Annotated in this window: 20 protein-coding genes; 7 read left to right on the top strand and 13 right to left on the bottom strand. The window is 73.4% G+C overall.

The window, feature by feature from the left end; all coding sequences use genetic code 11:
• Positions 1–26 precede the first annotated feature (26 nt).
• The 3 genes from AB0J71_RS14495 to AB0J71_RS14485 form a co-directional block, all read right to left on the bottom strand.
• On the bottom strand, positions 27–446 hold the full coding sequence (locus AB0J71_RS14495) for an SRPBCC family protein (protein WP_352322795.1): 420 nt from the start codon (positions 444–446) through the stop codon (positions 27–29).
• Positions 447–491: 45 nt separating this feature from the next.
• Positions 492–1,583, bottom strand: a complete 1,092-nt coding sequence (locus tag AB0J71_RS14490) for a hypothetical protein (protein ID WP_352322794.1) — start codon at positions 1,581–1,583, stop codon at positions 492–494.
• Positions 1,584–1,876: 293 nt separating this feature from the next.
• Complete coding sequence (locus AB0J71_RS14485) at positions 1,877–2,776, bottom strand: LysR family transcriptional regulator (RefSeq protein WP_364392342.1); 900 nt, start codon at positions 2,774–2,776, stop codon at positions 1,877–1,879.
• Between the two features lie 105 nt (positions 2,777–2,881).
• On the opposite strand from AB0J71_RS14485, the gene AB0J71_RS14480 reads away from it, so the two are divergent.
• The 3 genes from AB0J71_RS14480 to AB0J71_RS14470 are packed head-to-tail and all read left to right on the top strand — an operon-like array spanning position 2,882 to position 6,225.
• The gene (locus AB0J71_RS14480; protein ID WP_352327776.1) at positions 2,882–3,310 is read left to right on the top strand and encodes a hypothetical protein; all 429 of its coding nucleotides are present in this window, start codon (positions 2,882–2,884) and stop codon (positions 3,308–3,310) included.
• On the top strand, positions 3,303–4,922 hold the full coding sequence (locus AB0J71_RS14475) for a multicopper oxidase family protein (protein WP_364414433.1): 1,620 nt from the start codon (positions 3,303–3,305) through the stop codon (positions 4,920–4,922). Before AB0J71_RS14480 ends, AB0J71_RS14475 begins: the two co-directional genes overlap by 8 nt.
• 58 nt (positions 4,923–4,980) lie before the next feature.
• Positions 4,981–6,225 (top strand): FAD-dependent oxidoreductase, encoded by a 1,245-nt coding sequence (locus tag AB0J71_RS14470; protein WP_364414431.1) that lies wholly within the window; start codon positions 4,981–4,983, stop codon positions 6,223–6,225.
• A 16-nt stretch (positions 6,226–6,241) separates the two neighbouring features.
• On the opposite strand, the gene AB0J71_RS14465 is transcribed toward AB0J71_RS14470, so the two are convergent.
• Positions 6,242–8,530: a polysaccharide lyase 8 family protein gene (locus AB0J71_RS14465; RefSeq protein ID WP_364414429.1), complete on the bottom strand. Its 2,289-nt coding sequence runs from the start codon at positions 8,528–8,530 to the stop codon at positions 6,242–6,244.
• 191 nt (positions 8,531–8,721) lie between these two features.
• On the opposite strand from AB0J71_RS14465, the gene AB0J71_RS14460 reads away from it, so the two are divergent.
• Entirely contained in the window at positions 8,722–8,952 is a 231-nt protein-coding gene (locus AB0J71_RS14460; RefSeq protein ID WP_352327772.1) for a DUF6289 family protein, read from the top strand.
• 57 nt (positions 8,953–9,009) lie between these two features.
• Here the strand turns inward: AB0J71_RS14460 and AB0J71_RS14455 are convergent, their stop codons facing one another.
• Both AB0J71_RS14455 and AB0J71_RS14450 read right to left on the bottom strand, forming a co-directional pair.
• Positions 9,010–10,014 (bottom strand): NAD(P)-dependent alcohol dehydrogenase, encoded by a 1,005-nt coding sequence (locus AB0J71_RS14455; protein ID WP_364414427.1) that lies wholly within the window; start codon positions 10,012–10,014, stop codon positions 9,010–9,012.
• 8 nt (positions 10,015–10,022) lie between these two features.
• Positions 10,023–10,406, bottom strand: a complete 384-nt coding sequence (locus AB0J71_RS14450) for a nuclear transport factor 2 family protein (protein ID WP_352327770.1) — start codon at positions 10,404–10,406, stop codon at positions 10,023–10,025.
• A gap of 92 nt (positions 10,407–10,498) precedes the next feature.
• Between AB0J71_RS14450 and AB0J71_RS14445 the strand changes: the two genes are divergently transcribed.
• Positions 10,499–11,062: a TetR/AcrR family transcriptional regulator gene (locus AB0J71_RS14445; RefSeq protein WP_352327769.1), complete on the top strand. Its 564-nt coding sequence runs from the start codon at positions 10,499–10,501 to the stop codon at positions 11,060–11,062.
• A 55-nt stretch (positions 11,063–11,117) separates the two neighbouring features.
• Here AB0J71_RS14445 and AB0J71_RS14440 read toward each other — a convergent pair whose 3' ends face one another.
• The 6 genes from AB0J71_RS14440 to AB0J71_RS14415 form a co-directional block, all read right to left on the bottom strand.
• Positions 11,118–11,987 carry a MaoC family dehydratase N-terminal domain-containing protein gene (locus tag AB0J71_RS14440; RefSeq protein ID WP_364414425.1) on the bottom strand — a complete coding sequence of 290 codons (870 nt, stop codon included), beginning with the start codon at positions 11,985–11,987 and terminating at the stop codon, positions 11,118–11,120.
• Positions 11,988–12,084: 97 nt separating this feature from the next.
• Positions 12,085–12,291: a hypothetical protein gene (locus AB0J71_RS14435; protein ID WP_352327767.1), complete on the bottom strand. Its 207-nt coding sequence runs from the start codon at positions 12,289–12,291 to the stop codon at positions 12,085–12,087.
• A gap of 81 nt (positions 12,292–12,372) precedes the next feature.
• A complete protein-coding gene (locus AB0J71_RS14430; protein ID WP_364414423.1) occupies positions 12,373–14,373 on the bottom strand; it encodes a sensor histidine kinase in 2,001 nt (666 codons plus the stop codon).
• A gap of 96 nt (positions 14,374–14,469) precedes the next feature.
• Positions 14,470–14,835: a hypothetical protein gene (locus tag AB0J71_RS14425; RefSeq protein WP_352326612.1), complete on the bottom strand. Its 366-nt coding sequence runs from the start codon at positions 14,833–14,835 to the stop codon at positions 14,470–14,472.
• Between the two features lie 78 nt (positions 14,836–14,913).
• Positions 14,914–15,801 (bottom strand): TIGR03620 family F420-dependent LLM class oxidoreductase, encoded by an 888-nt coding sequence (locus AB0J71_RS14420; RefSeq protein WP_364414421.1) that lies wholly within the window; start codon positions 15,799–15,801, stop codon positions 14,914–14,916.
• A 109-nt stretch (positions 15,802–15,910) separates the two neighbouring features.
• On the bottom strand, positions 15,911–16,225 hold the full coding sequence (locus tag AB0J71_RS14415) for a metalloregulator ArsR/SmtB family transcription factor (protein WP_352326615.1): 315 nt from the start codon (positions 16,223–16,225) through the stop codon (positions 15,911–15,913).
• A 216-nt stretch (positions 16,226–16,441) separates the two neighbouring features.
• On the opposite strand from AB0J71_RS14415, the gene AB0J71_RS14410 reads away from it, so the two are divergent.
• Together AB0J71_RS14410 and AB0J71_RS14405 are read left to right on the top strand one after the other, a co-directional pair.
• The gene (locus AB0J71_RS14410; protein WP_352326616.1) at positions 16,442–17,665 is read left to right on the top strand and encodes a cytochrome P450; all 1,224 of its coding nucleotides are present in this window, start codon (positions 16,442–16,444) and stop codon (positions 17,663–17,665) included.
• A 71-nt stretch (positions 17,666–17,736) separates the two neighbouring features.
• Positions 17,737–18,402 (top strand): helix-turn-helix domain-containing protein, encoded by a 666-nt coding sequence (locus AB0J71_RS14405; protein WP_352326617.1) that lies wholly within the window; start codon positions 17,737–17,739, stop codon positions 18,400–18,402.
• On the opposite strand, the gene AB0J71_RS14400 is transcribed toward AB0J71_RS14405, so the two are convergent.
• Entirely contained in the window at positions 18,322–18,906 is a 585-nt protein-coding gene (locus AB0J71_RS14400; protein WP_364414419.1) for a phospholipase, read from the bottom strand. The genes AB0J71_RS14405 and AB0J71_RS14400 overlap by 81 nt on opposite strands.
• Positions 18,907–18,940 lie beyond the last annotated feature (34 nt).

Here is an 18,940-nt window from a genome sequence, read left to right as displayed (position 1 = left end):
CGGGGGCAGCGGTGGGCCCGTGGCGGTCAGGGGCGGGGTGGGGACGTGGCTTCGATGGCCTGTCTCATCTCCGTCGCGCCGTACCGCATCCGCTGGCCGACCTCGGCGGCTCGCGCGTCGGGCAGCACGTCGGTGATCCAGATCAGCCGGCCGGCCCCCTCGCCCTCCGGGTGGACCTCGAAGGAGGCGTGATGGTGGGCCAGCGGCGGCCTCGCGCCCTCCACGACCGCGTAGGCCAGGCGGCGGGCGTCGTCGTCGATCGCGACGATCAGCTCGCGGATCACGTGCCCGTCGGGGAACGTCAGGAACCGCTGGTCGCCGTCCAGCCTGGTGTCCTGGACGCGGCCCGGGAGCAGCCGTTCGTGCACGGCCCCGACGTCACGCAGGACGTCCCAGATGTGGTCGGGGGAGGCGTCGATGACGACTTCGTGCCGGATGGAGGCCATGGGATCCCTTTGTTTACGTACTTCATTATGAAGTGCTTCGCTATGTTAGCGAACGTCCCAGTCCTCCCGTCGCGGCGGGTAGGCGAAGGTCTGGCGGTGGGCCCAGTCGCCGCGCACGACGCGGTAGTCGTGCGCGGCCTCGCTCGCGGGGTGGTCGGGGCCCACGTCGACCCGGTCGGCGACCGACCAGACGCCGTTGATCCGGTGCTCCACGGTGTAGAGGAACTCGTTGAACCCCGAGCCGGACACGCAGGTGTTGACGACGGTGAGCGCACGCCGACCCGCCGTCAGCCCCGGCGGGAGGTCGACGATCTGGTTCCGCCACTTGTGGACGGCGTCTTCCAGCAGCGGCCGCCACCTCGCCGCGGGCACGCCGTCGACGGTGATGGTCGCGTCCTGCAGGCCGACGCCGGCGTCGAGCCGGCGGATCAGCCGTACGCCGGTGTTGGCCGGGCTGACGCTCACGGTGAACCGGCTCGACCCGCCGCGGGGGAACGCGCGGCCGTCGTCGGTGACGATCTGACCGGAGTCCACGGCCTGACCGGAGTCCACGGCCTGACCGGCGTCCACGATTTGGCCGGACGTGCTTTCGGGCCGCGGCTCGGGCCGTCCCGTCAGCCGTACGGCGACGACGACGGCCAGGGCCAGCGCGGCGGCCACCGGCACGGCGATCCCGGCGAACAGGACGGCCCGCCGCGGCCCGCCACCCAGCACCGATGCCGCCCCGCCCGGCAGACCTGGTCCCGCCGGACCGGACGCGGCCGGCGGGGGGCCGTCGGATGCCTGCGAGCCGCGATCGTCCCAGGCCCCGGCGGGCAGCCGGCTGATCCGCACCCGGTCCCAGGCCCGCTCCCAGGCGGGAAGCTCGTGGTCGGGCACCCGGCACCCGCGCAGGAACGCCACCATGACCGCCTTCTTGGGAAAGCGCCGGCCGGCCAGCATGTCGGCGCACGTGCTGCGCGGCAACCGGGCGCCGCCCGACCTGTCGGCCCGCGCCTGCAACTCCCGCAGCGACACGTCGGCCCGGGCGAACTGCTCGGCCAGCAGCCGCACCAGGTCCTCGTGACGGCTCACCGACTCAGGCCCGGTGGCCTCCGCGGCGCCCGGCGGCAGCCCGCCACCGTGGACCTCGCTCATCGCTCCGCACCCCGCCCTCTCTTGACCGGGCCGTAAGGCCCCGCAGACCAGCGACAGAAAGTGTACGGACGGTCGCGCCGCGTGTCCGGGTTCTCTTGGCCCGGCCGTCGCTCCGCTCCCGTGCCGTGCGGGAGACGCGGCTCGACACGGCTCGGCTCCGGGCGGCACGCCCGATGATCGACCCCCTGTTCCTCGACATGCCGCTGTCCCTCTGCCCCGCGCCGGAGCCCCGCCCTGGGTGCGCGGGGAGCGTCAGGCTGAAGACGGCGAACCCGGTGCACACCGCGACTCCCTCAGCGTTTCTCGTGGGGTTCGCCGGCCAGCCAGTCCCAGCTGGTGATGGTGGTGCGCATCAGGCGGGCGGCGGTGGACAGGTGGCTGTCGGCGCCCCAGAACAGGGTGAGCGTGCGGCGGCAGTCGGGGTCGTCGACGTCCACCCAGGCGAGCGGGGCGCGGGTGGTGGAGCGGCGGGCCAGGGACGGGACGAGCCCGATGCCGAGCCCCGTGCTGATCAGGTCGGCGATGGCGCTGGACTCGTCGCCTTCGCAGACGATCCGCGGCGTGCGGCCCCTGGCGGCGAAGAGCCGGTCGAGCAGCCGGCGTTGCCAGTGTCCCTTGCGGGCGGTGACGAACGGCTGGTCGGCGAGGTCGTCGATGGTCACCGACGTACGGCCGGCCAGCGGGTGGTCGAGCGCGGTGGCCAGCCCGACCGGCTCGTCCAGCAGTTCGGCGGCCTCCAGCCCGTCGGCGTGGATCGGCTGGGAGGCGACGCACAGGTCGAACTCCTGGGCGCGCAGGCGGCGGGACATGTCGTCGGCGGGGGCCCAGTGGAGCTCGATCTCGGCGGCGGGATGGGCGCGCTTGTAGGCCGCGAGCGGCCCGGTGAGGGTCAGGAAGGTCTCCGAGGCCAGGCGTACGGTGCCGAACCCCTCGCCGGCGGCCTCGGCGACGGCGCGCCGTCCGGCGTCGAGCTCGCCGAGCGCCCGTTCGACGAAGCCGCGGAACAGCGTGCCCGCGCCGTTCAGGCGGAGCCGGCCGCCGCGGTCGAACAGCGGCGTGCCCAGCTCGCTCTCCAGGCGGGCGATCGTCCGGCTCAGGGACGGCTGCGCGACGCGCAGCTCCTCGGCGGCGGCGCTGAGGTGTTCGAGCCGGGCCACCACCAGGAACTGGCGGAGGGCGTTCAGATCCATCATGCCTCCCAACGCATAACACCATAGCAATATAGATCTTGGACAAGATAACTCAGGAGCCATAGCGTCGGAGGCGTTCCATCAGGACGGACATGAGGAGGACCCTCGATGCTCAGCGTGGTCGACGGACCGCGAGCCGATGCCACGCGCCGCACGGCACCCGTGGGCTGGACGTTGCGGGCGACGGTCAGCGCCCACATGGTGGCGATCGCCGGCCAGCCGGTGTTCGCCGGCGTGTACCTGACCGGCGACTACGACAGCCTGCGCTGGCACTCCTTCGGCGCCGACGTGGTCACCTCCGTCGGCTACCTCCAGCTGATCGTGGCGATCGTGGTGTGGGCGCGCCTGCGCCGCAGCGGGCCGTTCCTGGCCACGGCTGCGGTGGTGGCGGCCGAGACGGCGCAGTACTTCGCCGGGCTCGACGGCGCGTTGTGGCTGCACATCCCGCTGGGAGTGGCGACCGTCGCCGCGCTCACGGTGCAGTTCATCGACGTGTGGCGCCGGCCCTTCCCGCGTCGGGCGGCCCGCGATGCCTGAGCTCGACCGGCCGGCGCGCGGCGTGACCAGGCGGCAGGCGCTCGGCATCGGCGGCGCGCTCGGGCTGATGGCGGCCACCGGGCTCGGCGCCTCGGCCGCGATGGCCCGGCGGCCATCGATCACCGGCGCCGAGCTGCGCAGCGACCTGCCGCTGCCGCCGCCGTTCCAGGTGCCGCTGCCGATCCCCGCCGTGCTGGCGCCGTCCGGCGCCTCGGGCGGCGCCGACCGTTACGAGATCGTCCAGCGCGAGACGACCCTGGAGATCCTGCCCGGCGTACGGACCAGGGCCTGGACGTACGGGGGCACCTTCCCCGGGCCGACGATCGAGGCGCGCCGGGGCCGGCCGATCACCGTGACGCACCGCAACGACCTGCCCGTGCCGACCGTCGTCCACCTGCACGGCGGACGCACCCCGGCCGCCTCCGACGGCTACCCGACCGACCTCGTGCTGCCCGAGGGCTGGACGGAGCCCACCATGCACATGGCGCACGGCTCCGGCATGGGCGGCATGGGCGGCATGCGCGACCCGCGGGCCGTGCTGAGCAGGCGGACCAGGGACTACACCTTCCCGCTGGACCAGCGTCCGACGCTGCTGTGGTACCACGACCACCGGATGGACTTCACCGCCCCCGCGATCTGGCGCGGCCTGGCCGGGCTGCAGATCGTCCGCGACGACGCCGAGCAGGCACTGGGCCTGCCCGCGGGGCCGCGCGAGCTGCCGCTCATGATCGCCGACCGGGCGTTCACCGCCGAGGGCGAGCTCGCCTACCCCGCACTCGACCCCACCCTGCGGGAGCGGCCAGGCGTGCTCGAACCGTACATAGCGGGCGTGCTCGGCGACGTGATCCTGGTCAACGGCGCCCCCTGGCCCGTCCACGAGGTGGACGCGGCCCGCTACCGGCTGCGCCTGCTGAACGCCTCCAACGCCCGCCACTACGAGCTCGAAGCCGTGCTCGACGACGGGCGGCGGCTCGACCTCGTGCAGATCGGCGCCGACCAGGGGCTGCTCGCGGCCCCCGTCACCCACCGGGTGCTGCCGATCGCGCCGGCCGAGCGCTACGACGTGGTCGTGGACTTCGCCCGCGTCCCGGTCGGCGGGCGCGTCCGGATCGTCAACCGGCTCGGCTCGGGCCGCACCCGGGACGTGATGGCCTTCCGGGTCGCGCGCGCCGCGGCCGACGACAGCCGGGTGCCCCCCGTGTTGTCCACCGACCTGCCGGAGTGGCGGCGGGCGGACGCCGTACGGGTGCGCGAGTTGTCCTTCCGCGCCGGCCGGATGCACGACGGCCGCGGGTGGCTGATCGGCGGGCTGCCGTTCGACCCCGCCCGCTCCGACGTCACCGTGGGCCTCGGCGACGTCGAGGTGTGGCGGATGGTCGCCGACGTCCACCACCCCGTCCACCTGCACCTGGTCGGCTTCCGGGTGCTCTCGCGCAGCGGCCGGCCGCCGTTGCCGCACGACGCGGGGCTGAAGGACACCGTCTCCCTGCGGCCGGGCGAGTCGGTGGAGATCATCACCCGGTTCGACGGCTACCGCGGCCGCTACCTCTTCCACTGCCACAACGCCGAGCACGAGGACATGGCCATGATGGCCAACCTCCAGATCGTCTGACACCCAGATCGTCTGACACCCCCCGCGCACCCCGGCACCGTCCACAAGGAGCGTCACCATGCCCGCCGATCCCGGCATCGTCATCATCGGCGCCAGCCTCGCCGGCGCCCAGGCCGCGCGGGCCCTGCGGCTCGACCACGGCTACGACGGGCCGCTCACGCTCGTCGGCGACGAGCACCCCCTGCCCTACCAGCGTCCCGCGCTGTCGAAGGGCTACCTGCTGGGCACCACCGAGGCCGCCGAGCTCGACGTCCTGGACCCGCGGTTCTACGCCGCCCAGGACGTCGCCCTCGCCCTCGGCGCCCCCGCCACCCTGCTCGACCTCGACGGCCGGCGGGTGAAGCTGGGGCGCAACGTGGAGCTGCCGTTCGGCCAGGTGCTGATCGCGACCGGCGCCCGTCCGCGCCGCCTCCGGGTGCCGGGCGCCGACCTCGACGGCGTCCACTACCTGCGCGACCGCGAGGACAGCGAACGGCTCGGCGCGGCCCTGCGCGCGGCCTCGGCCGTCGTCGTGGTCGGCGCCGGCTGGCTCGGCTGCGAGGTCGCCGCCGCCGCCCGCGCGCTCGGCGTGCCCACGACCGTGGTCGACCCGCTGCCCACGCCGCTCTACCACGTGCTGGGCGACCGGATCGGCGGCGCCGTCGCCCGCCTGCACCTCGACCACGGCGTCGAGCTGCTCACCGGCGACGGCGTCGAGGCGGTGCTCGGGACGCGCTCGGTCGAGGCGGTGCGCACGGTCGCCGGGCGGCGCGTCCCGGCCGACCTGGTCGTGGTCGCCGTGGGCGCCGTCCCCAACACCGAGCTGGCCGAGGCGGCGGGGCTGCGCGTCGACGGCGGCATCGTCACCGACGGCCGCCTGCGCACCTCGCACCCGGCCGCGCTGGCCGCCGGCGACGTCGCCCGCCACCGGCACCCGCGCTACCTGAAACCGGTCCGGATCGAGCATTGGGACAACGCCGTCGTCCACGGGACCGCCGCCGCGGCCACGCTGCTGGGCGAGCCGGTCACCATCGACCACGTCCCGTACTTCTTCTCCACGCAGTACGGGTCCACCCTCGAATACGTCGGCCTGCCCACCACGTCCGACCGCGTCGTCACCAGGGGCGAGCCGGGGGAGCCCGGGTTCGCCGCCTTCTGGCTCGACCGCGGCGTCCCGGTGGCCGCGCTGACCGTGGACAGCCAGGACGCCGGCCACCTGCGGTCCCTGGTCGCCGCCGGGCACACCGCCGATCCGCGCCGGCTGGCCGACCCCGGCGTCCCGGCGGCCGAGCTCCTGCCGCACGCCCCCACCGGCGCCTCATGAACGGCGGCGGCCCGGCTCAGACGCGCAGGACCGCCTGACGGGTGTGCCCGCGGCTGCCGCCGACCTCGACCTTGACCGCCCGCTTGGACCGGCGCACCCCCCGGTCGCCCTCCTTGACCGACCTGACCGGCCACGGCAGCTTGATCCGCACGTCGTCGGCGGTCCTGGACGGGTCGGAGACGGCCAGCCGGACCCGGTGACGGTCGTGGCGGAGCAGCACGACGCACGGCCCGTCGGCGGCGAGCGGCCCGTGCGGGGTGTCGACGGCCCCCGCGCGCCAGAACACCGCGGCGATCAGGTCGTCCCGGCTGACGGCCTGGACCGTGCGGGAGTTGGCCAGGATCTCGACCCGCCCGCGGTAGGCCGCGGTCTGCTCGGGGGTGGCGGCGGGCAGCACGGCGTAGGCGTAGCGGGCCCGGCGCGGATCGACGCCGTGGTCGACCAGGATCGTCGTGTAGTGCCTGGTGACGGGGGTCGTGTCGCCGCCGGTGGTGGCGCCGGTGTCGATGTCGCGCCAGCGGCCGGTGCGCCGCTCGCGGATCACCTTCGCCTCGGCGCCGTCGAGCAGCGCGTATCCGGCCACGCCGGACAGGTGGACCCAGCCGTCGCCGCGGGTCAGCGGGGGATGGGCGCCGTGGGTGTTGCGGTTCTCCACGACGGTCTCGACGCGGCGGCCGTCGGAGGCGGTGATGCCGGTCCCTAAGGCGATCACCCCGTCGTCGAGCAGGAACCACGCCTTCCTGGCCCGCAGCGAGGAGCCGTCGGCGATCAGCCTCATCGCCGCCACGCCGTACTCGCCGTCGAGCGCCGCGCCGCCCGCCCACGGGGTGGGCGGCAGGCGGCGCGCGCCGTGCGGGAGGTCGGCGCGCCCGCGCGTGTCGACCGTGGTGCCCGGCAGCCGGTACGGGTCGATCGTCGGCCACAGGTCGTCGTTCCAGTGGGTCAGGTCGTCGGTGTAGAGGTACGTCATGCCGTCGCCGGTGTACCAGCCGTGCAGGTTCTCCTGGTTCATGCCCTCGGCCGCGCCGATGCGCTCGGAGCTCATCGCGATGGCGTACGCCCAGGTGGGACGCCGGTGCACGACCCGGTCCATGTCGGCGAAGACGTACGTGCCGGTCGTGCGGGGGCCGACCGGCACGGACGCGTCCGCCAGCAGGGCCTGCGCCCGCGCGACGCTCGCCAGCGGGGCGACCGCGGCGTACGGGACGGCCTGGTTGCGGGTGAGCCAGCCCTTCACCATCGGCCGCCAGCGCCGGGCGTGGCGCTCGGGCGCCGTCTCCAGCAGCGTCAGGATGGCCTCGACCGCCTTCTGCCCCGAATGGTGGTCGCGGTGGCCCTGCACCGAGATCTGCCGGCCGCGCACGCAGTCCATCATCAGCCCGTCGAAGATGAACGGCGTGAACGAGCGGTCGACGAAGTCGTAGACGTTCCCGACGTCGCGGATCTCCCACGGTGACCTGGCCAGCATGGCGATCAGCTTGGCCACGCTCTCCAGGTAGTCCACGCCGTAGCTGCCGTTGTAGGGGAACACGCCGTGCTGGATGAAGGAGCCGTCGCGGTAGAAGCCGTCGCCCGGCCCGCCGGTGGGGCGCAGCAGGTCGGAGACGGCCTTCCTGGCCCGCTTGAGCAGGCGGGCGTCGTGGGTGAGCAGCCCGCGCATCGCCACCGCCATGGCCTTGCTGGCCCGGTTGGCGCCGGTCTCGACCACGCCGGGGTGGCTGACGCGGCGCTCGGGGTCGGGGCACCAGTGGCGCAGCGGGCGCAGCCAGCGGCGCAGGTCGTCCTTGGGCAGGCCGTCGTAGAGCAGCGCGCAGGTGTCGGTCAGCGCGCGCGGGACGCCGATCTCCCACCAGTACCAGTTGCTGCCGCGGCGGTCGAGGCCCTCGCGGTAGGCGTGCTCGTACAGGAAGTCCAGGGCCCTGGCCGCGGTCTCGGCGACCCGCTGGTCGCGGTGCATGTCGGTGCCCGGCGTGGCCCAGCCGAGCGCCAGCGTGCGCATGCGGTTGTAGGCGCGGTTGAAGTTGCCCGTACGGGGGTCGTCGAGCGGCAGGTCGGGCCACAGGCTCGGCCGGCCGGGAGCGGGGTCCATCTTGCGCAGCACCGCGTTGGCCGAACCCTCGACGGCCCGCGTCTTGTCCAGGTACGCCGGGTCGTACGTGGCGCCGGCCAGCAGGCTCACCCATCGCTCCCGGGCCGCGTCGAACGCGGCGGCGCCGACCGCCTCGGCCGGCCTCTCCCACAGAGCGATTCCGGCCACGGCCGCGGCCCCCAGCAGGGCGGACCGGCGGCTGAGGGGGTGGGTCATGGAAGCCTTTCGACAATCAGCCATCTACCAGATGAAAAGATCCTATGTCGGCGGCAGGGGGGATCATTTCGCCTTCGCGATGGGGTACCCGGCATCGACCATATTGAACTGTGATGAACCGTATTGAACTGTTCGCTCCGGCGATCGATCATCAGGGGCAGTAGCACTTCCTCGCGTCAGAGAGGATCTCCATGATTCGTCGCGCATCGCTCGCCGTCCTGCTCGCCGTCGGCACGCTCACCGTCGCCGGCTCGCCCGCCCACGCCCGCGCCTGCCAGATCGACTACCACTGCGAGACGTACTACTACAGCGACTCCACCCGGACCACGGTGGTCGGCGTCAAGTACGAGAACTGCGTGGGCGACGTGACGTGGGTGGGCACCCGCGGCTCGTACCCGGAGTTCCACGAGACCCCCTGCTAGGGGGCCCGCTCGGCGGGGTGTTGCGCAGGCACGCCCCGCCCGCCGCGTCCGGCCGGCTCACACGGTGATCACGACCTTGCCGAACGGCCCGCCCGACATGTAGTGGCGGTAGGCGTCGGGAGCCTGCTCGAAAGGGAAGACGCGGTCGATGACCGGGCGCAGCCGGTGGGCCTCGATGAGCCGGTTCATGGCCAGGAACTGCGCGCGGCTGCCGACGGCGATGCCCCGCAGCGTGGCTCCCGACCGGAAGACCGCCCGCGCGTCGAGCGGCGGCGGGTCGGCCAGGACGAACCCGACGCTGGCGACCTGGCCTCCGATCGCGGTGGCCGACAGCGACTGCCCGAGGTCACCGGCGACGTCGATGACGTGTTCCGCGCCCTCGCCCCCGGTCAGCTCGCGCACCCGGGCCGCCCAGTCGGGGGTGGCCCGGTAGTCGACGACCTCGTCGGCGCCCAGCGCGTACAGGCGTTCGGCCTTGGCCGCGCTGCTGGTCGTGGCGATCACCCGGGCGCCCAGCGCCTTGGCGAACTGCAGCGCGAACAGCGACACCCCGCCGGTGCCCTGGGTGACGACGGTCCGGCCGGGCAGCGGGCCGGTGCCCTCGCCGGTCAGGGCGTTCCAGGCGGTGACCGCGGCGCAGGGCAGCGTCGCGGCCTCCTCGTAGGACAGGTGGGCCGGGATCGGCACGAGGGCGTGCTCGTCGAGCAGCGCGTACTCGGTGAGCATGCCGTCCAGCGAGCCGCCGAGCTGCGGCAGGTGCCGCAACGCGAACGGGCCGTCCTGCCAGCTCGGGAACAGGGTGGCGGTGACCCGGTCGCCGACGCCGACCGACTCGACGCCGGGGCCGGTGGCGACGACGTCGCCGGCGCCGTCGGAGACCGGCACCACGTCCGGTTTCACCGGGAGCACGTAGTCGCCGCGCAGGATCATCAGCTCGCGGAAGCTGAGGGAGGTGGCCCGCACCGCGACCACCACCTGCCCAGGACCAGGGGTGGGGACGGGGTGTTCCTTGATCGACAGGCCCTCGACGCCGGCTCCGCTGTCGACGTGGTAGCTGCGCATGACGTCCATCAGGCGGTCGCCAGGGGAACTTCGCCGGCGGTCTTGCTGAAGCCGAGCGCCTCGACGATCCGCCCGTCGCGGACGCGCATGAGGTTCACGCCGCTGACCCAGTCGGACGGGCCGGTGCCGTAGCGGTAGTGCCAGTGGATGGTGGCGCGGTCACCGGCGACGATGACCTCCTGCGGCTCGAACGCGCTGGTCAGGTCGTCCACGAGCGCGCCCCACCAGTCCAGGCACGCCTGGCGGCCGGTGACGCGTTCGCCGGTGGGGGCCGGCTGCACGGACTCCATCACGCAGTCCTCGGCGACCAGGTCGTCGAGCAGGCCGCGGTCACGCTCGACGAAGGCCCGGTTGAAGCGCTCCATGACGTCGGCGGTGGATGGGAAGGACACGGTTCCTCCAGAAGGAAGTGGGGTAGATCGATCGGTCTATCTATGTATATCGACCGGTTGATCTACTCGTCAACCCGTGGCAACCTGGATCCATGACAGTTCGTACGGGACCGGGCCCCCGGGAGCGCCTGCTGACGGCCGCCGACCAGCTGATCTACAGCCAGGGCGTCAACGTCGGCGTCGACGCCCTGCTCAAGGCCGCGAACGTGGCCCGGCGCTCGCTGTACGAGCACTTCGGCGGCAAGGACGGCCTGATCGTCGAGGTGCTCAGGTCGGCCGCCGACGCCGACGCCGCCGACTACCGCCGCACCATGGACGCCGCCGGCCACGACCCGCGCGAGCGCCTGCTGGCCGTCTTCGACCGGATCGGCGAGATCGTCGCCATGCCCGGGTTCCACGGCTGCCGCTACCTGGCCGCCGACCTCGGGCTGACCGACCCCGGCCACCCCGCGCACGAGATCACCCGCGACTACCGCCGGCAGGTGCACGGGCTGCTGGCGCGCGAGCTGGCCGCGCTCGGCCACCCGCAGCCCGACCGCGCCGCCGACCAGCTGCTCATCCTCATCGACGGCACCCTCGCCGTCGGCGCGACCCGCCCCGGCACGAACCCGGCCGCCGCCGCCCGCGAGCTCGCCGAACACGTCATCACCCCCTGACGGGCCCGCGCGGGCCGTCACGGTCAGGCCGGTGCCCGAGGACGGGGGGCGGCGCTTACCGGGCCGTCACGGTCAGGGTGGTGTGCGGGCCGGTCGTCGCGCCTTCGGGGCCGGCCAGGTCGAGCGCGAAGCCGTCGGCCGTCCTGCGGCCGAGCAGCCGCGCCGGTCGCCCGCAGAACAGCGGCCGGATGTTGCGGTGCACGATGCGGGTCACCCGCTCGGGACGCCCCTCCAGCCGCAGCGTCTCGGCCAGGGCGAGCGTCATCAGCGGCCCGTGCACCACCAGGCCGGGATAACCCTCCACGCGGGTGGCGTACGGCCAGTCGTAGTGGATGCGGTGGGCGTTGGCGGTGGCCGCCGAGAACCGCATGAGCAGGGTCGGATCGGTGTCGAAGTGCCACTCCCAGGCGCCCGCCCTGCGGAACGGGGAACCGGCGGCCCGCGCCGCCACGGCCTCCTCGGCCGCCGCCGCCGGGCCGGTGGGCGCCCCGGCCTCCCGGTAGATCAGGTCCTGCCGCTCCTCCAGCCGGGGATCGCCGTCCTGGCCGGTCAGGCGGGTGCGTACGACCACCACGACCAGCCGGCCCGAGCGCCCGGACTTCTCGGTGACCGACTCCACCGCGCTCTGCCTGCGTACGGTCTCGCCGACCCGCAGCGGCCCGTGGAACACGACCTCGCCCCCGGCGAACATGCGCCGCGGCAGGCCGACGGGCGGCAGGAACGAGCCGCGTACGGGATGCCCGTCGCCCCCCAGCACGGACGAGACGGGCCAGCGCGCCAGCGCCGCCCAATGCCACAGCGGCGGCAGCTCCGCGCCCGGCCCCGGGACCGGCACGCCGTCGTCGAACAGGGCCGCGAGCGCGGCGACCGGCGACGCATCGACCAGCTCGTCACTGACGACAGTGGACGGCTCCCACCCCTGCACGCTGCTCCCCGCCCTCCGCCGTGACCGCCGCGAACCACGGTACGCCCAGGCCGGGCCCGCGCGGCAGTGCGCGGTCGCCCCGGGGGGAGGGCGAGCGTCAGCGGGCGGTGATGATGCCGCCGGGCAGCAGGGCGCCGAGGGTGGACGTGTCGTTGACCGCGTTGAGCACGTCCAGCACCGGCTGGAGCAGCGCGCCGACGGGCCCGCCGGCGGCCAGCGAGTCGGCGGTGGCCGGGGTGGTGAGTGCGACGGCCAGCAGCGCGCCACCGGCCACGGCGCAGGTGATACGGCCCATGAGCTTCATGGACACCTCCATGGGAGTTACCGAAAGTGATCGTCCAGCACTCTATGTGACAGGAGGGTGTCCGCCCGGTAAGGCGCACGGTCAGGGCTGGACAGGGAGCATGACCTCCACCGTGGTGCCCGTCCCCGGCTCACCGCTGACCAGGCAGATGCCGCCCAGCTCGGCCGTGCGCTCGCGCATCGAGGTCAGGCCGACGCCGGACCGGTGCTCGGGCGGCAGGCCACGGCCGTCGTCGGCGACCAGCAGGCGCAGCGCGCCGGGCTCGCGGCGCAGCTCGACCCGGACGCGGGTGGCCCGCGCGTGCCGCCGCACGTTCGTCAGCGCCTCCTGCGCGATCCGGTAGACGGCCACCTCGACGGCGGCGGGCAGGCCGGTCAGGTCGCCCTCGGCGATCACCTCCGCGGCCGGCCCGTCCGGCGCGGCCAGCGCTCGCACGGCGGCGGCCAGGCCCAGGTCGTCCAGGGCGGGCGGGCGCAGGCCGTAGACGAGCTGCCGCAGGTCGCCCGTGACGGCGTCCATGCCGGTACGCAGCTCGCGCAGCAGCCCGTCGGCCGCCTCCGGCGAGCTCTTCAGGCTGAGCCGGGCCATGTTGACGGTCATCGCCAGCCCGCTGAGCGTCTGGCCGAGGCCGTCGTGCAGGTCCCGGCGCAGCCGGCGGCGCTCCTCCTCGCGGGCGGCCAGCATGCGTTCGCGCGAACGTTGCAGGTCGGCGGCCAGGCGGACCGCGTGGGCCACGTCGGCGGCGTACGGGACCAGCGTGTCCAGCACCCGCTCGTCGTGCGCGGCGGCGAAGCGGCGCGCGGCGGGCGGGCCGACCAGCAGCCGGCCCACCCACTCGCCGTGCCAGATCAGCGGCACCTCGCGCGGGGAGTCGCCGACCTGCCCGCGCGAGGTGCTCGCCACGCTGACCGGGTGGCCCGGCTCGCCGCTGGTCACCTCGACGGCGACGCCGCGTACCGCCAGGCCCTCGCGCAGCACGCCGACCACCGCCGCCAGCGCCTGCGCCGGATCGCCCCGGCGCACCTCCTGCGCCAGCCGCTCGGCCAGGACGCGCGGATCGCCCACCGGCCCGTAGAGCAGGCGGTCGACCGCGCGTTGCAGCGCCCGCCGCAACGGCTGGAAGAACGCGCCCGTGAGCAGCGCGGAGGCGAGCCCGGCGACCTGGTGGTACCCCGACACCAGCAGGCTCGACAGCGTGGCCACCCCGAAGTAGACCCCGCCGACCACGGCCAGCAGCCCGGCGGCGACGAACGTCCGGCTGACGACGGTGTCGATGCCGTAGAGCCGGTAGCGGGTCACCGAGATCACCATCGACACGGGGATGACCGCCGCCCACCCGATCGACAACCAGTACAGCTCCGGCACGACGACGCCGGCGAGCATGAAGACGATGTACCCGCCGAAGGAGAACAGCGGCCAGCCGATCTGCCGCCGCACGACCGGGTCGGCCCGGCGGAAGCGCAGCACCATCGACCACGCCGCCAGCGGCAGCGTCGAGAGGATGCCGGTCCAGGCCACCACCGTGACCACCGGCCAGATCGGCGCCAGCTCCGGAACCTGTGACGGGTTGGGGATGACCGCGGGCAGCGGATAACCCTCGGCCGGCGGGTCGGGACGCAGGAACATGTGGGCCAGCTCCACCGCGGTCGACACCGCGCCGAGCAGCACCACCAGGCGCCAGCGCCGCGACGGCAGCCTGCCGTCGGGGGAGTACAGCGGCAGCAGCATCTCCAGCAGCAGCCCGGACACCGCCCAGCCGGCCTGCGCGGGGAACCTCAGCATCCCCGCCAGCGCGAGATCCCCGTCCGCCGCGGCGGCCAGCATCGCCGACTGGCAGAAGGTGTTGACCGCGCCGCCGAGGCCGCCCGCGCACATCAGCCACGCCAGCCTGAGCCGCGGCCGGTGCACGATGAGGAACGCGCTGAAGGCCGGGAAGGTGACCCCCGCCGCGGCCAGCGGGCTGAAGATTTCCGGCAGCCGCCACTCCGGCGGCAGCGCCGCGTACAGCAGGACCGCCGCGAGCACCAGCACCGGCGAGACCACGGCCAGGACGACGGCGACCACCCGGGCTGCCCACGCCATCCGTCCCCGCCTTCCGGCTGCCGTTCCCGCCCGACACTAGCGTGCCCGCGGAACGGTCCGCCATGATCCGGCCCGCCGGCCGGACCGACCGGCGGGTCAGCGCAACGACCGCAGCAGGGCGCTCCGGTCGAGGGCGTCGACCGGCCACGTACGGGAGCGCAGGGTGCCCCGGTCGCGGTAGGCGCGCATGATCGTGACGTGTTCGGGCAACCGGACGAACCCCCGCAGATCATCCTCGCTCCGCCACACCGACAGCGAGCCGACCCGGCGGCCGGCGAGATCCGCCCAGAGCCACATGCCCACCGCGCCCGGCAGGCCGGGCCAGTGGCGGCTCAACGACCGGCCGTGCCGGGCGATGCCGGGCAGGTCCCGGAGCCGCCGCAGGCGGAAGTCCGTCAGGGCGGCGACCAGCGGGCCCGGCCGGTCGCTCTCGGGGCCGGGGATCCAGCGTGAGGTCAGCATGCGGCACACCGGCCGGTCTCGGACGTCATGCCGCCAAACTATATTAACGACCGATCGTTTGTATATCGAAGGCGGCGGTCAGGCGCGGCCGGGGGAGAGGGCGCCGGCCAGCTCGCGCCAGTGGGGCATCGCCGTCCGGCCCGGCTCGATCCCGATCACCTGCACGGCCACGTGGTCGGCGCCCGCGTCCACGTGGGCCCGCAGCTTGCCGACGACGGTGTCCAGGTCGCCCCAGAAGACGAAGTCGTCCACCAGGCGGTCGCTGCCGCCGCCGGTGATCTCGTCCTCCGCGTACCCGAGCCGCCGGAACTTCGCCACGTTGTACGGCGTGCTCAGGTAGGGGCGCAGGTGCTCGCGGGCGGCGGCGCGGGCCTTGGCGGGGTCGGTCTCGAACAGCACCGGATGCTCGACGGCCAGGAACGCGTCCGGCCCGAGGAGCTGCCGTGACTCGGCGGTGTGCGCGACGTTGACGTGGTAGGTCTGGGCGCCCGCCGCCCGGTCGCGGGCCAGTTCGAGCATCTTGGGCCCGTACGCGGCCAGCAGGCGGCGCACGCCCGGCTTGGGAGCCGGGTTGACGGTCTCCAGCTCGTCCAGCTCGTCGAGGTAGGCCCGCATGGCCGTCAGCGGGGTCGTCCCGGGGCGGGGGGCGCCGCCGAAACCCAGGCCGAGCACGTGCCGGTCGGGGTAGGCGTCGGCCAGCAGCAGGGCGGCGCCGTACGTCCACCTGGCCTCGCGGGCCCAGATCTGGGCGATGCCGTTCACGATGTGCATCCTTCGCGTGCACGACAGCAGGAAGCCGGCATGGGTGAGCGCCTCGCGGCCGAGCAGCTCGGGCATCCAGAACGCCCGCCACCCCTGCTCCTCCAGCTCCTGGATCGACTCGCGCATGTGCGCGGCCGGCACGTGCTCGAAGTCGAACGTGTAGATCCCGAACGTGCCGAGATCCAGGCCGTCGATGGTGCCCATGGGACATCCCCTCATCGTGTGTCGATCCTCAGAAGCATAGACATATCGCAAAATGTCGATATATGAAAACCGACCTCTGTCGTCCGGGGGGCTCGGCGGGGAGCGGCTTCTACAGGGTGCGACCGAGGGTGGCGACGAGCTGGGCGATGCGGCGCTCGTCACGCTTGTAGTGCGTCCACTTGCCCACGCGGGTGGCGTGTACCAGCCCCGCGCGCTGCAGCTCGCTCAGGTACGCCGACACCGTCGACTGCGCGAGCCCGACCCTGGCCTGGATGTGCGTCACGCACACCCCGACCTCCACCGGGTCGGCGATCGCCCCCTCCAGGGAGAAGTGGCGCTCCGGCTCCCGCAACCACGACAGCAATTGCAGCCGGGTCGGGTTCGCCAACGCCCGCAACGCCTCGGACAGCTCTGAATCGGTCAAAAGTGGAGCCTCCGCCATGGATGCGAGCATAGTGAGCCATCGACGCATCGCGGTAATCCGATGCGTACCAGCTCGGCGCCCGCGCGGCTCCTCAAGGGGAGGCAATGCCTCGGTAGATTTCCCGCACCCGAAGTAATCCATCCAGTCAAGACGATTGCCTCAAATAAGTCGATCGCCTTATATTCCGATGTGTCGGGCTTTCAAGCTGGAGGACGCATGACCGTTGACGCGATCCCCGATTTCCCCTTCGACCGCCCCACGGCGCTGGAACCGCCCCCACAACTCGCCGACCTGCGGGAGAAGTGCCCCGTGGCCCACGTACGCCTGCCCAGCGGCGACGTGGCGGCCCTGGTGACCCGGTACGACGACGCCCGCGCCGTCATGGCCGACCCCCGCTTCAGCCGCAACCTCGCCCGCGAGGGCGCCGCCCGGCTGTCCACCACCGAGGACGGCGGCCTGTTCAACCGCCGCAAGGACGGCGCCGGCGACATCGGCGAGGGCGAGGGCCACATGCGCTGGCGGCGCCTGCTGAGCCGCTGGTTCACGGCCAGGAAGATGGAGGTCTGGCGCCCCCGCGTCCAGGCCATGGCCGAGGACCTCCTCGACTCCATGCTGGCCAAGGGCTCCCCGGGCAACCTGTCGTCCGGCCTGGCCCTGCCCCTGCCGGTACGGGTCATCTGCGCGCTGGTCGGCGCGCCGAGCTCGGACCAGGACAAGTTCGCGCACTGGTCGCGCACGATGCTGACCCTGACGCGCAACACGCAGGAGGAGGTCGACACGGCCTACCGGGAGTTCAACGCGTACGTGTCGGACCTGATCGACCGCAACCGCGCCGACCCCGGCGACGACCTGCTCAGCGAGCTGACCCAGATCACCGACGCCGAGGACGGCAGGCTCAGCCGGGACGAGCTCATCGCCACCGTGCGCGGGCTGCTGCTGGCCGGGCACGAGACCACGTCCAACATGATCGCCATCATGACGGCGATGCTGCTGTCCGACCGGCAACGCTACGAGGCCGTGATCGACGACCCCGACTTGATCCCGGGCACCGTGGAGGAGGTTCTGCGGCTGGACAGCACGTTGTCGGCCATCGGCGGCGTGCCCCGGTTCATCACCGAGGACGTCGAGCTGAGCGAGATCACCGTGCCCGCGGGCAGCACGCTGATCCCCAACATCCCGGCCGCCAACCGCGACCCGGCCAAGTTCGCCGACCCCGACCGGTTCGACCCGCGCCGGGAGAACAGCAGCCAGCACCTCACCTTCGGCGCCGGCCGCCACTACTGCCTCGGCCAGCCGCTGGCCAGGCTGGAGCTGCAGGTCGTCCTGGGCCTGCTGGCGCGGCGGCTGCCCGGCCTGCGGCTCCGCGACGACCCCGCCGAGCTGCGGCTGCGCACGGGCGGCCTGTCCGGCGGCCTCCAGGACGTGTGGGTCACCTGGTGACCCCCTGACCTCGGCCGGCGGCATGGGATAGCGTTCGGGGACGGTGGTGGAAACGAGATCGAGGACCGGTCATGGACGTCAGTACGGCGGTCGCCGCGCCGTCTCCCCGCTCGATCCGGGCCAAGGACAGGATCATGCAGACCGCGGAGCGGCTCTACGCCGAGCACGGCTTCGCGCACGTGTCGATCAGGATGATCCGCGAGGCCGCGGGCCAGCGGAACAAGTCCGCCGTCCAATACCACTTCAGCACCCGTGACGAGCTGATCCACGCGATCCTGTCCCGTCACGCGGCCGCCGTCGACCGGCACCGCCTGCCGATGGTGGCCGCGCTGGAGACGTCGGGCGAGGTGTCGCTGCGCGACTGGATCACGTGCGCGATCGCGCCGAGCATCGAGCACCACATCGAGCTGGGCACCCCGTCCTGGTACGGGCGGTTCCTCGCCCAGGCCGTCGTGGAGCCGTCCCTGCGCGAGTACACGGCGCGGGTGACGTTGAGCACGCCCTCGTTCCGCCGGCTGGAGCTGCTGCGCCCGCCGTCGATGCGCGACCGGGAGCGCCAGCTGTCCGAGCGGCAGGCGGCGATGATCCGGCTGCTCGTCGTGCACATGAGCGCCGAGCTGGAGGCCGACCTGGCGGCCGGCCACGCCGCCGCCGGTTCAGTCGAAGAATCCTGGCGGGCTCTGGGCGAACATCTTGTCACCGCCGTCTGCGGGCTCAGCGGGGCCCTGCTGCCTTAGCGCGTCCCTGTCCGGCACGCGTACGATCTCCCCGCCGGTGCCGCGAGGGGTGCCGTAGTGGCGGACCGCCTGGTAGTACAGCTTGGCCAGCGCGTTGCAGCTCGGCTGACGGAAGAGCGAGTACTGGGTGCACACCTGCTTGAGGTCGAAGTAGAACGCCTTGTCGATGTGCTCCTTGTTCGCCGGGAAGTCGCCGACGGCCTGGTAGTTCCGGTAGCCGAAGTCGTGTCGCCGGCACGGGATCGAGAAGTCGAAGCCGAGCGGCTGGTCGGGGCTGCTCGTACAGCCGTCGCTCGACCAGTCGAAGTCGAAGTCGGCCCACGACCCCTGGTCGGCCCAGGCGTCCCGCCAGGCCTCGGCGCTGGACGCGGTGGGCTGCGTGAACCCCGAGAGCGCGGCGAGCTTCTCCTCCAGCGTCACCGCCTGGGCCGGCGGCGCGACCGCGAGAACGGCGACCAGCGAGAGAGCGAGCGGGACCGGCGCCCCGAGAGCCCGTCTGACCATGGGAACCTGCCTGTTTCGACCGGGACGGGAACAT

It is taken from the genome of Nonomuraea sp. NPDC049637 (genome assembly GCF_040675235.1).
In the GTDB taxonomy this organism is placed as follows: domain Bacteria; phylum Actinomycetota; class Actinomycetes; order Streptosporangiales; family Streptosporangiaceae; genus Nonomuraea.
This window is presented reverse-complemented; position numbering and strand designations above follow the sequence as displayed.